Source organism: Pseudorhodoferax sp. Leaf267 (genome assembly GCF_001422405.1).
GTDB lineage: Bacteria > Pseudomonadota > Gammaproteobacteria > Burkholderiales > Burkholderiaceae_C > Pseudorhodoferax.
In genome coordinates this window covers 148,227-160,870 of record NZ_LMMV01000001.1, presented here as the reverse complement: position 1 = coordinate 160,870, position 12,644 = coordinate 148,227, and the positions used below count along the sequence as shown (strand labels likewise).

Annotated in this window: 14 protein-coding genes and 1 tRNA gene; 1 reads left to right on the top strand and 14 read right to left on the bottom strand. The window is 66.0% G+C overall.

Annotated features, from left to right (window positions below; translation table 11 throughout):
* From ASF43_RS00775 to ASF43_RS00725, 11 genes are all read right to left on the bottom strand, one after another.
* Entirely contained in the window at positions 1-609 is a 609-nt protein-coding gene (locus ASF43_RS00775) for an NADH-quinone oxidoreductase subunit C (protein ID WP_056175325.1), read from the bottom strand.
* A 7-nt stretch (positions 610-616) separates the two neighbouring features.
* Positions 617-1,099, bottom strand: coding sequence for an NADH-quinone oxidoreductase subunit B family protein (locus ASF43_RS00770; protein ID WP_056175322.1), 483 nt, complete (start codon positions 1,097-1,099; stop codon positions 617-619).
* 27 nt (positions 1,100-1,126) lie between these two features.
* A complete protein-coding gene (locus ASF43_RS00765; RefSeq protein WP_056175319.1) occupies positions 1,127-1,486 on the bottom strand; it encodes an NADH-quinone oxidoreductase subunit A in 360 nt (119 codons plus the stop codon).
* Positions 1,487-1,546: 60 nt separating this feature from the next.
* Positions 1,547-1,631: transfer RNA gene (locus ASF43_RS00760), tRNA-Leu, on the bottom strand.
* A 152-nt stretch (positions 1,632-1,783) separates the two neighbouring features.
* A complete protein-coding gene (gene secG, locus ASF43_RS00755; protein ID WP_056175316.1) occupies positions 1,784-2,188 on the bottom strand; it encodes a preprotein translocase subunit SecG in 405 nt (134 codons plus the stop codon).
* A gap of 38 nt (positions 2,189-2,226) precedes the next feature.
* The gene (gene tpiA / locus ASF43_RS00750) at positions 2,227-2,973 is read right to left on the bottom strand and encodes a triose-phosphate isomerase (protein WP_056177947.1); all 747 of its coding nucleotides are present in this window, start codon (positions 2,971-2,973) and stop codon (positions 2,227-2,229) included.
* A gap of 5 nt (positions 2,974-2,978) precedes the next feature.
* The gene (locus tag ASF43_RS00745) at positions 2,979-3,965 is read right to left on the bottom strand and encodes an NAD(P)H-quinone oxidoreductase (RefSeq protein WP_056175313.1); all 987 of its coding nucleotides are present in this window, start codon (positions 3,963-3,965) and stop codon (positions 2,979-2,981) included.
* Positions 3,966-4,050: 85 nt separating this feature from the next.
* Positions 4,051-6,207, bottom strand: coding sequence for a polyribonucleotide nucleotidyltransferase (gene pnp / locus ASF43_RS00740; RefSeq protein ID WP_056175311.1), 2,157 nt, complete (start codon positions 6,205-6,207; stop codon positions 4,051-4,053).
* Between the two features lie 266 nt (positions 6,208-6,473).
* Positions 6,474-6,740 carry a 30S ribosomal protein S15 gene (gene rpsO / locus ASF43_RS00735; RefSeq protein ID WP_056175307.1) on the bottom strand — a complete coding sequence of 89 codons (267 nt, stop codon included), beginning with the start codon at positions 6,738-6,740 and terminating at the stop codon, positions 6,474-6,476.
* Between the two features lie 172 nt (positions 6,741-6,912).
* On the bottom strand, positions 6,913-7,791 hold the full coding sequence (locus ASF43_RS00730; RefSeq protein ID WP_056175304.1) for a neutral zinc metallopeptidase: 879 nt from the start codon (positions 7,789-7,791) through the stop codon (positions 6,913-6,915).
* Between the two features lie 81 nt (positions 7,792-7,872).
* Complete coding sequence (locus ASF43_RS00725; protein WP_056175301.1) at positions 7,873-8,088, bottom strand: hypothetical protein; 216 nt, start codon at positions 8,086-8,088, stop codon at positions 7,873-7,875.
* Between the two features lie 171 nt (positions 8,089-8,259).
* Between ASF43_RS00725 and ASF43_RS00720 the strand changes: the two genes are divergently transcribed.
* Positions 8,260-9,468 carry an adenylate/guanylate cyclase domain-containing protein gene (locus tag ASF43_RS00720; RefSeq protein ID WP_056175299.1) on the top strand — a complete coding sequence of 403 codons (1,209 nt, stop codon included), beginning with the start codon at positions 8,260-8,262 and terminating at the stop codon, positions 9,466-9,468.
* Here the strand turns inward: ASF43_RS00720 and dcd are convergent, their stop codons facing one another.
* The 3 genes from dcd to ASF43_RS00705 form a co-directional block, all read right to left on the bottom strand.
* A complete protein-coding gene (gene dcd / locus ASF43_RS00715) occupies positions 9,469-10,035 on the bottom strand; it encodes a dCTP deaminase (protein WP_056175296.1) in 567 nt (188 codons plus the stop codon).
* Positions 10,036-10,075: 40 nt separating this feature from the next.
* On the bottom strand, positions 10,076-11,098 hold the full coding sequence (locus tag ASF43_RS00710; protein WP_082497529.1) for a BMP family ABC transporter substrate-binding protein: 1,023 nt from the start codon (positions 11,096-11,098) through the stop codon (positions 10,076-10,078).
* A gap of 302 nt (positions 11,099-11,400) precedes the next feature.
* Complete coding sequence (locus ASF43_RS00705) at positions 11,401-12,450, bottom strand: adenosine deaminase (protein ID WP_056175292.1); 1,050 nt, start codon at positions 12,448-12,450, stop codon at positions 11,401-11,403.
* Positions 12,451-12,644: the final 194 nt, after the last annotated feature.

Here is a 12,644-nt window from a genome sequence, read left to right as displayed (position 1 = left end):
TCAGTGCAGGCCGCCGTAGTTGTCTTCGCGGATCACGCGGGGCGTGATTTCGCGCGGCTCGATGCTCACGGGCTGGTAGACCACGCGCTTGAGTTCGTCGTCGTATCGCATCTCGACATGGCCAGACAGCGGGAAGTCCTTGCGGAATGGATGGCCGATGAAGCCGTAGTCGGTCAGGATGCGGCGCAGGTCGATGTGGCCATCGAACAGGATGCCGTAAAGGTCGAAGGCTTCGCGCTCGAACCAGTTCGCGCCGGCCCACAGGTGCATGACAGAGGGCAGCAATGGCAGGTCGTCGTCGGGGCAGAACACCTTCACGCGCAGGCGCTGGTTCAGACTGACCGACAGCAAATGGGACACGACGCAAAAGCGCGGGCCTTCCCACACGGCATCGCGGTAGGTCGAGTAGTCCACGCCGCACAGGTCCACCAATTGCTCGAACTTGCAGCCCGGCGCATCGCGCAAGGTCTGCATGGCTTCCAAGTAGTCGGCAGCCTTCAGCGTCAAAGTGACCTCGCCCAGCGCCAGGCTGAGCGTGTGCACCTTGTCGCCGAGCACGGTGGCCACGGTGTCCTTCAGGACAACGGGATCGATGGCAAAAACAGTCATGGGCAGTTCAGACGCGGGCGATGGTTTGGGTGCGACGGATCTTCTGCTGCAGCTGGATGATCCCGTAGATCAACGCCTCGGCCGTCGGCGGGCAGCCCGGCACGTAAACATCCACCGGCACGATGCGGTCGCAACCCCGTACCACGGAATAGCTGTAGTGGTAGTAGCCGCCGCCATTGGCGCACGAGCCCATGGACAGCACCCAGCGCGGCTCGGCCATCTGGTCGTAGACCTTGCGCAGCGCCGGCGCCATCTTGTTGCACAGCGTGCCGGCCACGATCATCAGGTCCGACTGGCGCGGGCTGGCGCGGAACACCTCTGCGCCGAAGCGGCCGATGTCGTAGCGCGCGGCTGCCGCATGCATCATTTCGACCGCGCAGCAGGCCAGACCAAAGGTCATGGGCCACAACGAGCCGGTCTTGGCCCAATTCACGACGGCGTCGTATGACGTCGTGACAAAGCCTTCCTTGAACACACCTTCAATGGCCATTGTTTTCTCCAGTTGCCGCCACCAGGATCACTCCCAGTCCAAGGCACCCTTCTTCCATTCGTAGATGAACCCCACGACCAGGATCGCCAGAAACACGACGACAGCCCAGAAGCCGACCAAGCCCACATCCTTGAGGGCAACGGCCCACGGGAAAAGGAAAGCGATTTCGAGGTCGAACAGGATGAACAGGATGGCGACCAAGTAGTAGCGCACATCGAACTTCATGCGCGCGTTTTCGAAAGCTTCGAAACCGCACTCATACGGGGAGTTTTTGGCCGCATCGGGCCGGTTCGGGCCGAGGATATAGCCCAGGACCTGCGGTGCGATGCCTACACCAATACCCACCAGGATGAACAAAAGGACTGGGAGGTATTGGTCGAGGTTCATCTGAAGGGCTTCTTCACCGCTTTCGCCGGCACGCACGCAGGTTGCATGCCGACTCTTAGTTGGTGCCGTCGGCGAGACTCGAACTCGCACAGCTTTCGCCACTACCCCCTCAAGATAGCGTGTCTACCAATTTCACCACGACGGCGGTTTTTCGTGCCTGGATGGCATGAGGAGCTTCGTTGATTTCAACTAGGCTTTTGGCTTTCCAGACAGCATTCGAGTTTACCCTGAAACGCCGAGGGTTCCTGGCGCTTTCGAGGGAAATTTGGCACCGCGCCGCTCGAGCGCGGGCCCGGATCACTTCGTCGGAATCTGGCCCGCACCGGAAGCGGGGACCACAGGTGCCGCCGGTGCGGCCGCCGGGGGTGCCGATGTGCCGCCCGAAGGAATCTGCGAAGCCGGTGTCGGTGCCTCCGTCGGCGCGGTCACGGCGCGCTCCAGCACGCTACCGGAACTGGCAGGGCGCGCATTGCCGAAATAGGCCAGCGCCAGCGTGCACACGAAAAACAAGACGGCAAGCACGGAAGTGGTGCGCGACAGGAAGTTGGCACTGCCGCTGGCACCAAACAGACTGCCGGCGCCGCCGCTGCCGAATGCCGCCCCCATATCGGCGCCCTTGCCGTGCTGCACCAGGATCAGGCCGATCATGCCCAGCGCCGACAGCATCTGCACCGCCAGCACGACAGTCAACAAAACGTTCATCTCGAAATACTCCTGAAATCAGTTGCGCGCGCCGCTCTTCAACGCGCAGCGGCCACGATGGCCAGAAAATCCGCAGCCTTCAGCGCTGCACCGCCGACCAGGCCGCCGTTGATGTCCGGTTGCGCCAGCAGGGACGCCGCATTGGCCGCGTTCATGCTGCCGCCATACAGCAGCGGGATGCGGTCTGCGTGGGCGCTGGCCGCCTCCAGCTGCTTGCGCAGCACGGCATGGACCTGTTGCGCCTGCTCAGGCGTCGCGGTCTTGCCGGTGCCGATGGCCCACACGGGCTCATAGGCCACCACGATTTCGGTGATGCAATGACCATTCAGGTGCACGACAGCCGCCAGCTGGCGCCGCACGACTTCCTCCGTATGCCCGCCGTCGCGCTCGGCCAGCGTCTCGCCGACGCAGACGATGGGCGTGATGCCGGCGGCCAGGGCACGCTGCGCCTTCACGGCTACGGCGGCATCGTCTTCGCCGTGGTACTGGCGACGTTCCGAATGGCCGACGATGGCGTAGCGCACGCCGAATTCGCGCAGCATGTCGGCACTGACTTCACCCGTGTAAGCACCGGACGCATGCTGCGACACATCCTGCGCGCCGAGGTGCACTGCACCCTGCCCTGCCAGCCACCTTTGCGCCGCCGCCAGGTAGGGCGCAGGCACGCAGACGGCCACGTCACACACCGGTGCAGTCTTCAGGCCGTCCAGCACGCTGCGGACCAGGGTTTCGCTGCCAGCCAGGCTGGCGTTCATCTTCCAGTTGCCTGCAATCAGTTGCTTCATCGTGTTCACCAGGTCAGAACGATCTTGCCGATGTGCTGGTTGGACTCCATCAGCGTGTGGGCCTCGGCCGCCTGCGCAGCAGGAAAACGGCTGTGGATCACGGGCTTGACACCGCCCGCCTCGATCAGCGGCCACACGAAGCGGCGCAGCGATTGCGCAATCGCCGCCTTGAACGCCACCGGCCGCGGACGCAGGGTGGAACCGGTCACCGTCAGCCGGCGCCGCAGCACCAGGCCCGCATTGATCTCGGCCTTGGTGCCGCCCTGCACAGCGATGATGACCAGCCGGCCGTCTTCGGCCAGGCAGCTGATCTCGCGTGCCACGTAGGCCCCCGCGACCATGTCCAGAATCACGTCCACGCCCTTGTCGCCTGTGAGCTTGCGCGCCTCTTCTGCGAAATCGGCGGTCTTGTAGTTGATGGCGTGATCGGCTCCGAGCGCGAGGCAGGCTGCGCACTTCTCGTCGCTGCCGGCCGTGGCGATCACACGCGCGCCCATGGCTTTGGCCAGCTGGATCGCGGTCACGCCGATGCCGCTGGTACCGCCCTGCACCAGGAAAGTCTCGCCGGCCTGCAGGCGTCCGCGGTCGAAGACATTGCTCCAGACCGTGAACAGCGTCTCGGGCAGCGAGGCGGCCTCTTCGTCGCTGAGCCCGGCAGGTGTCGGCAGGCACTGGCCCACGGGCACCACGCACACCTCTGCATAGCCACCCCCCGCCACCAGAGCGCAGACACGGTCCCCGACCTGCAGGCCCGCAGCGCGCATGGCATCCACGTCACCGGACTCGATGACGCCCGCGATCTCCAGGCCTGGCAGATCCGACGCGGCGGGTGGCACGGGGTAATTGCCGGTGCGCTGCAGCACGTCGGGCCGGTTCACGCCGCTCGCGCGCACGCGCACGAGCAGCTCACCCTCGCCCGCCACGGGGTCCGGCCGCTCGCACAACTGCAGCACCTCAGGCGCACCGTAGGAGGTGATTTCGATTGCTTTCATCGCTGGTCCCGAGAAGTTCGACTCGAATGGCTGGCCGGCGACCGCGAGGCGAACGCCTCACCGGCACGCCGGCCCCGGGTGTGGCTCAGCTCGGCTGGCCTTGCGACTGGTCCACCGGCGCTGCGCTAGGTGCCTGCGCGCTCGGCGCATTGCGGTCCAGCAATGCCTTCATCGACAGCTTCACGCGGCCCTTCTCGTCCGTCTCCAGCACCTTGACCTTGACGATCTGGCCTTCGCTCAGGTAGTCGGTCACCTTCTCCACGCGCTCGTGCGCGATCTGGCTGATGTGCAGCAGGCCGTCCTTGCCGGGCAGCAGGTTGATCAGCGCGCCGAAGTCCAGGATCTTGGTGACCGGACCTTCGTACACCTTGCCGATCTCGACCTCCGCCGTGATCTGCTCGATGCGGCGCTTGGCTTCCTCGGCCTTGGCCGGATCGCTGGACGCGATCGTGATCGTGCCGTCTTCCTCGATGTTGATCTGCGTGCCGGTCTCTTCGGTCAGCGCACGGATCACGGAGCCGCCCTTGCCGATCACGTCGCGGATCTTCTCGGGGTTGATCTTCATCGTGAACAGGCGCGGTGCGAAGCTGGAGACCTCGGTCTTGGCCTCGCCCATGGCTTCCTGCATCTTGGACAGGATGTGCATGCGGGCCTCCTTGGCCTGGGCCAGCGCGACCTGCATGATTTCCTTGGTGATGCCCTGGATCTTGATGTCCATCTGCAGTGCCGTCACGCCATTGGTCGTGCCCGCCACCTTGAAGTCCATGTCGCCCAGGTGATCCTCGTCGCCCAGGATGTCGGTCAACACGGCGAAGCGGTTGCCGTCCTTGATCAGCCCCATGGCGATGCCTGCCACGTGCGCCTTCAGCGGCACGCCCGCGTCCATCATCGACAGGCAGCCGCCGCAGACCGAGGCCATCGACGAGGAGCCGTTGGACTCGGTGATTTCGCTGACCACACGCACGGTGTACGGGAAGTCTTCCTTGGTCGGCAGCACGGCGACCAAGGCGCGCTTGGCCAGGCGGCCGTGGCCGATTTCGCGGCGCTTGGGGCTGCCGACACGGCCCGTTTCGCCAGTGGCGAACGGAGGCATGTTGTAGTGCAGCATGAAGCGGTCTTCGAAGTCGCCGGACAGTGCGTCGATGCGTTGCGCATCGCGCTCGGTGCCCAGGGTCGTGACGACCAGCGCCTGCGTCTCGCCGCGCGTGAACAGCGCCGAGCCGTGCGTGCGCGGCAGCACGCTGTTGCGGATCTCGATGGGGCGCACGGTGCGCGTGTCGCGGCCGTCGATGCGGGGCTCGCCCGCCAGGATCTGGCCACGCACGATGCCGGCTTCGATGTCGAACAGCAGGCCTTCGACCTTGACGCTGTCGAACTCCACGCCCTCGGCCTTCAGGCCGGACAGCACGTCGGCGTAGGCGGCCTTCGTGGCCTGCGTGCGCGACTGCTTGTTGCGGATCTGGTAGGCCGCGCGCAGCTTGTCGCCGCCCAGGGCTTCGACCTTGGCGATCAGCGACTCGTCGCGCGCCGGGGCCTGCCAGTCCCACACGGGCTTGCCGGCATCACGCACCAGTTCGTGGATGGCTTCGATAGCGATGCGCGCCTGGTCATGGCCGAACACCACGCCACCCAGCATGATTTCTTCGCTGAGCTGCTGGGCTTCGGACTCGACCATCAGCACGGCTGCTTCGGTGCCGGCCACGACCAGGTCGAGCACCGAGTTCTTGCGGTCGGTCTGGCCGGGGTTCAGCACGTACTCGCCGTTGATGTAGCCCACGCGGGCAGCACCGATAGGGCCGGCGAACGGGATGCCGCTCACGGAAAGCGCGGCGCTCGATGCGATCAGCGCGGCAATGTCGGCGTCGACCTCGGGGTTCAGCGACAGCGTGTGGATCACCACCTGCACTTCATTGAAGAAGCCTTCGGGGAACAGCGGGCGGATCGGGCGATCGATCAGGCGGCTGGTCAACGTTTCGAATTCGCTGGGGCGGCCTTCACGCTTGAAGAAGCTGCCGGGGATCTTGCCGGCGGCGTAGGTCTTCTCGATGTAGTCGACGGTCAGCGGGAAGAAGTCCTGGCCCGGCTTGCCCTGCGTCTTGGCAACGACGGTGGCCAGCACCACCGTGCCTTCCATATCGACCAGTACGGCGCCGGTCGACTGGCGGGCGATCTCGCCGGTTTCCATGCGCACGGCGTGGGAACCCCACTGGAAGCTCTTGGTGACTTTGTTGAACATGGTCATGTGGTTTCTCCTGATGGCAGGCCGGCGGTGCCGACGACTGCGGTGGACGGGCGCTGTGCGCGCCCTGTGAAGTGCAACCCGTGGCGGGCCGCGTCGCAGTGCCTGCGAAAGTACGTTGCCATTCCAGAAACGGTCGGCGCAGTGGCCAACGGCTTGTGGAATGACACAGCGCGTACCTCGTGAACAGACACCTGGTTCAAAAAAACAAGTGCAAAGCGCCTGAGCCAGCGAACCAACTCAGGCGCTTGAACGTCATCGTGCGCGAATTACTTGCGCAGTCCGAGCTTGGCGATCAGGGCCGCGTAACGGTCGTGGTCCTTGGCGTTCAGGTAGTCCAGCAGCTTGCGGCGGCGGCTCACCATGCGCAGCAGACCGCGACGGCCGTGGTGGTCCTTGGCGTGGGTCTTGAAGTGGGGGGTCAATTCGTTGATGCGAGCGGTCAGCAGCGCGACCTGGACTTCGGGGCTACCAGTGTCGGTAGCGCTGCGTGCATTGGCCTGGACGACCTCAGCCTTGACGGAGGATGCAATCATTTGATTTCCTGGGTAGACCGTGCGCTGCGCGCGCCGGATGCGGCGCGGCAGAACACCGGCGGGTTTCACTTGCGTTGGCTGCCGGAACTGACGCCAACGTGCGCCCTGCACTGGGCAAAGCCCCGGGATTATAGCCAGGTTGGGCGGGCCGGCCGCGGGGCCGCCCTTGCGCTCACAGCTGATTGGCGCTGAACGTGTCGCAGGCCTTGACGTTGCCCGTCTTCAGGCCCGTAGCGAACCAGCGCTGGCGCTGCGCACTGCTGCCATGTGTGAAGCTCTCGGGCACGATGGCACCGCCGCCGCCCCGCTGCAAGGCATCGTCGCCGATCTTCGCGGCCGCATTCATGGCCGCCTCCACGTCGCCGTTTTCCAGCACCTGCCGCGCCGCCTGGGCCTTGTTGGCCCAGATGCCGGCAAAGCAGTCGGCCTGCAATTCCAGCTTGACGCTCATGCCGTTGTACTGGGCCTGGCTCATGCGCCCGCGCATCTCGTCCATCTTGCGCGTGATGCCCAGAAGGTTCTGCACGTGGTGGCCGACCTCGTGCGCGATCACATAAGCCTGCGCGAACTCGCCCGGCGCGCCGAGCTGGTTCTTCAAGGTCTCGTAGAAGCCCAGGTCGATGTAGACCTTCTGGTCCGCGGGGCAGTAGAAAGGCCCCATGGCCGATTGGCCCTGGCCGCAGGCAGTGGAGGTGCGGCCACGGAACAACACCAGGGCCGGATCTTTGTACGTGCCGCCGGCCTGGCTGAACAGGCCGCGCCAGACGTCTTCGGTGTCCGCCAATACGGTCGACACAAACTTGGCCATCTGGTCGTCCGCTGGCGGCTTCTGCGCAGGGCCCTGCTGCTGCACGGCCACCGGCCCGCCATCGCCGCTCAGCATGCCCAGAAGCGTCAGCGGGTTGATGCCCAATACCCAACCACCGACGAGCGCGACCACGATGGTGCCGATGCCGATGCTGCGCCCACCCAGCATGCCTCCGCCACCGCCGCCACCCTGGCCACGCCTGTCTTCCACGTTCTCAGATTGGCGGTTGCCTTCCCAGCGCATATCGTTCTCCTGCCTTGCGGTGCCCGGGATGGTACAGCGCGGGCCCTGGTGCACAACAGGCCATGCGCTGCGCGATCGCGATCAGCGGTACGCAACCGATACGGGGCGCGTGTCTTCCTCGCCCGACACGACGGCCGACTGCACCGGCGCAGGCTGCGAGAGACGGGCCTGGGCGCGCTCGACCTGGCCCTGCACGACTGCGCCAAACACCCAGAGCAACGCCACGATGGCGAGTACGCCCGCGATGACAGCCCAGGTGCCTATGGCGCTGCGTGGTGGAACGGATGCGGTGAACATGGTGGTGCCTCCTTGCGATGTGCACACAAGCGTACCGCGCAACAATGCGATGGCTGCCAGACAAGCGCGGCGTCGTGCTGTAGGACAAACCTACCCGGCTCTGCAGCCAGCCGTTACGATGTTGCGCACGTCGTTGTCCCACCGCGCCGCAGGCGCCGCCGGAGCACTGCCATGGACCTGACCCCCGCCGACAAACCCACCGTGCTGGTCGTGGACGACACGGCGGACAACCTCACGCTGATGGCCGCGCTGCTGCGCGACACCTGCCGCGTCAAGGTCGTCAACCATGGCGCCAAGGCCTTGACCACGGCGGCCAATGCACCGCCGGACCTGATCCTGCTGGACATCATGATGCCGGAGATCGACGGCTACGAGGTCTGCCGCCGGCTCAAGGCCGACGAGGCGCTGCGCAACATCCCGGTGATCTTCCTTACCGCCATGTCGGACGAGCATTCCGAGGAAAAAGGCTTCGAGCTCGGTGCCGTGGACTACATCACCAAGCCCATCAGCCCGCCCATCCTGCTGGCGCGCGTGCATAACCACATCGCGCTCAGCACACGCACGCGCATGCTGCACTCCCTGTCGGACAAGCTGTCGCGCTACCTGTCGCCGCAGATTTACAAGTCGATCTTCGAAGGCGCGCAGGACGTGTCGATCTCGGCCGTGCGCAAGAAGCTCACGATCTTCTTCTCCGACATCAAGGACTTCACGCGCAACGCCGAGCGCATGCAGCCCGAAGACCTGACGTACTTCCTGAACAACTACTTCTCCGAGATGTCCAAGATCGCGCTCGAGCACGGCGCGACCATCGACAAGTTCATCGGCGATGCCATCGTGATCTTCTTCGGCGACCCGGAGACCCGCGGCGTCGAGGAAGACGCGCGCCAGTGCGTGCGCATGGCGGTCGCCATGCAGCGCCGCATGCGCGAGCTGCAGGCCGCCTGGCGCGACAAGGGCTATCGCCAGCCGTTCCAGGTGCGCATCGGCATCAACACGGGCTTTTGCCACGTGGGCAACTTCGGCAGCGAGCAGCGCATGGACTACACCATCATCGGCAGCGAGGTGAACATCGCCGCGCGGCTGGAGCAGAACGGCTTGCCCGACGGCGTGGTCATGTCCTACGAGACCTATGCCCTGGTCAAGGAAGAGTTCGAAGCCGAGGAGCGCGAGCCACTGGCCGCCAAGGGCGTATCGCGCGACGTGCGCTGCTTCGCGCTGCAGGGCATCCACCCCGACGAACCGGACCAGCGGCCCGGCATCCACCAGAACTACGCGGGCCTGCAGCTCACGCTGGATCCGAGCCGCCTGACCGACGAGACACGCGCGCGTGCGGTGCAGGACCTGCAGGCCGCGCTGGATGCGCTGAAGGTTGCGCCCTGATCAGGCCTTGGGCAGCGTGACGCCGACCTGGCCCTGATACTTGCCGCCGCGGTCTTTGTAGCTGACCTCGCAGACCTCGTCGCTCTCGAAGAACAGCACCTGGGCGCAGCCCTCGCCCGCATAGATCTTGGCCGGCAGTGGCGTGGTGTTGGAGAACTCCAGCGTCACATAGCCCTCCCATTCGGGCTCGAACGGTGTCACGTTGACGATGATGCCGCAGCGCGCGTAGGTGCTCTTGCCCAGGCAGATGGTCAACACGTTGCGCGGAATGCGGAAGTACTCCACCGTGCGCGCCAGCGCAAAGCTGTTGGGCGGGATGATGCAACTGTCCCCATGGAAGTCCACGAAGCTCTTCTCGTCGAAGTGCTTGGGGTCGACCACCGTGCTGTGGATGTTCGTGAAGACCTTGAATTCCGGCGCGCAGCGGATGTCGTAGCCGTAGCTGCTGGTGCCGTAGCTGATGATCTTGTGGCCATCTTGCTGACGCACCTGGGCCGGCTCGAACGGCTCGATCATGCCGTGCTGCTCGGCCATGCGTCGGATCCATTTGTCGCTCTTGATCGTCATGGTGAAGGCTCTGGGACAGGGGCCGCGATTGTAGGCAGGCTCAGCGCGGCTGGCCGCCGGCCACGCCCTCGGCCAGCCAGTCCATGGCCAGGATCTGCGGGTCGGCCAGCGTGCGACCGGCTTCGATGACCACCTTGCCCAGGTTGTCGCGCACCGCGGATGCGGCGCGGAACGGGTGCAGCTTGCCGGCGGCGATGTCGCGTTGCCGCGCCCGCACCTCGTCCTGCACAGCCTTGGGCACGCGCGTGCCGAAGTCGCCGACGCGGATCATGCCCTCGCGCACGCCACCCCACAGCGTCTCGCTCTTCCAGGTGCCGTCCAGCGCGGCACGGGCACGCCGCGTGTAGTAGTCGCCCCACTCGTGCCGCACGGCAACGAGCTGCGCGTCGGCGCCGATCTTGCGCATGTCGGAGTGGTAGGCGATGGCCAGCTTGCCGCGCTCCTGCGCCGCTGCCATCACGGCGCCGGAGCCGGTGTGGAAGGCCATGACATCGGCATCCTGGTTCATCAGCGTCATGGCCGCGTCGCGCTCGCGCGGCGGGTCGAACCAGGCCTGCAGCCAGATCAGCTTGACGCGTGCGTCGGGCGCCACGGAGCGCATGCCCAGCGTGAAGGCGTTGATGCCTTGCAGCACTTCGGGGATCGGAAAGCCCGCCACGTAGCCGGCCACGCCGGTTTTGCTCATGCGGCCGGCCGCCACGCCGGCCAGGTAGCGGCCTTCGTAGTACCGCGCATTGGCCGTGGCCACATTGACCGCCGTCTTGTAGCCGGTGATGGATTCGAAGCGCACCTCGGGAAAGTCGCGTGCGACCTTGAGCGTGGGCTCCATGTAGCCGAAGCTGGGCGTGAAGATCAGGCCGCAGCCCTGCTGCGCCAGCTCGCGGATCACGCGCTCGGCGTCCGGGCCCTCGGCCACGTTCTCCACGTAGCGGGTCTGCACGCCGTCGCCCAGCGCGGCCTGCACGGCCTTGCGGCCTTCCTCGTGCTGGCGCACCCAGCCCGCGTCGGTCAGCGGCGCCACGTAGACGAAGCCGATCTTCAAGGCATCGCGCGCCGAAGCCATGCCGGGCAGGCCGCACAGCGCCGCGGCGCCGAGCAGATGCCGGCGCGTGAGCGTGGGGCCAAAGGGGGGTGGTGCCGTGCAGCGGTCGGCAGAAATGAAAGCGCGGCCGAGGCCGCTGCTGCGTATTTTAGAAGTGACGCTCTTCATGATGGTGTCCTCAAGGGACGGGGAACAGGGGGGTGGGTATTGTCCACGAAGCAGCGCCACCGCCCCCAAAGCGGCGGCTTCATGCGCGCAGCGTCAAGCCGGTGTCGGCCGCGTCGCCCTGATCTGCGCCGGCAGGCGGCGCCTGCGAACGGGGCCTAGAAGCCTTCGAAGAATCCCTGCAGCCGGTCCTGCCAGGCGCGCTTGGCGGCGGCATCGGCGAAGCTGGCCGTGAAGCTGTTCTGGGCCAGCGCATAAGCCTGCGCGGCCGTGAGCCCGGTGGCCGCGAAGGTCTGCACGAAGTTCTCGTTCACGTAGCCCCCGAAGTAGGCCGGGTCGTCCGAATTCACCGTGGCCACCAGGCCGGCGTCCAGCAGCGCGCCGATGTTGTGCTGCGCCAGGTCGGGGAACACGCAGAGCTTGAGGTTGGACAGCGGGCACACCGTCAGCGGGATGCGGTCGGCGGCCAGGCGGCGCATCAGCGCGGCGTCCTTGCTGGACTGCACGCCGTGGTCCACGCGCTCGACCTTCAGCAGGTCCAGCGCCGTCCACACGTAGGCCGGCGGACCCTCCTCGCCCGCATGCGCGACGAGGTGAAAGCCCAGTTCGCGGCAGCGCGCGAACACGCGCGCGAACTTCTCGGGCGGGTGGCCGACCTCGCTGGAGTCCAGGCCCACGCCGATGAACTTGTCACGGTGCGGCAGCGCCTGCTCCAAAGTCTCGAAGGCTTCCTCTTCGCTCAGGTGGCGCAGGAAGCACAGGATCAGCGCGGCGCTCACGCCCAGCTGCGCCTGGGCATCCACACAGGCGCGGTGCAGGCCGTTCACCACGGTCTCCATGGCCACGCCGCGCGCCGTGTGCGTTTGCGGGTCGAAGAACATCTCGGTGCGCAGCACGTTATCGGCGGCGGCACGCTGCAGGTAGGCCAAGGCCATGTCGTAGAAGTCCTGCTCCTTGAGCAGCACGCTGGCGCCGGCGTAGTAGATGTCCAGAAAGCTCTGCAGGTTGGTGAAGGCGTAGGCGCGGCGCAGGTCTTCCACGCTGGCGTACGGAATGGCCACGCCGTTGCGCTGCGCCAGCGCGAAGATCAGCTCGGGCTCCAGCGAGCCCTCGATGTGCATGTGCAGCTCGGCCTTCGGCATGCCGCGCAGCAGGGCGGGCAGGCGGTCGGCGGGGATGGCGGAGAAGTTCTGGGCGTGGGAAGTCATGGCGCAACTCTACTCAATGTGCTCGCTTCCCGGCGGCACGCCTCGCGCAGGGCTGATCAGCTCGGCTTGCGCGAAATGACGCTTTTACCGTGTGGCGTCGCGCGACAGCAGTGTCCACCCATTGGCTTCGGCCTGGGCTCCGGCAAGAAAATCGGGGCGCACGCCCGGCCTGCTCCTCTTCGCACTGCAGCAGC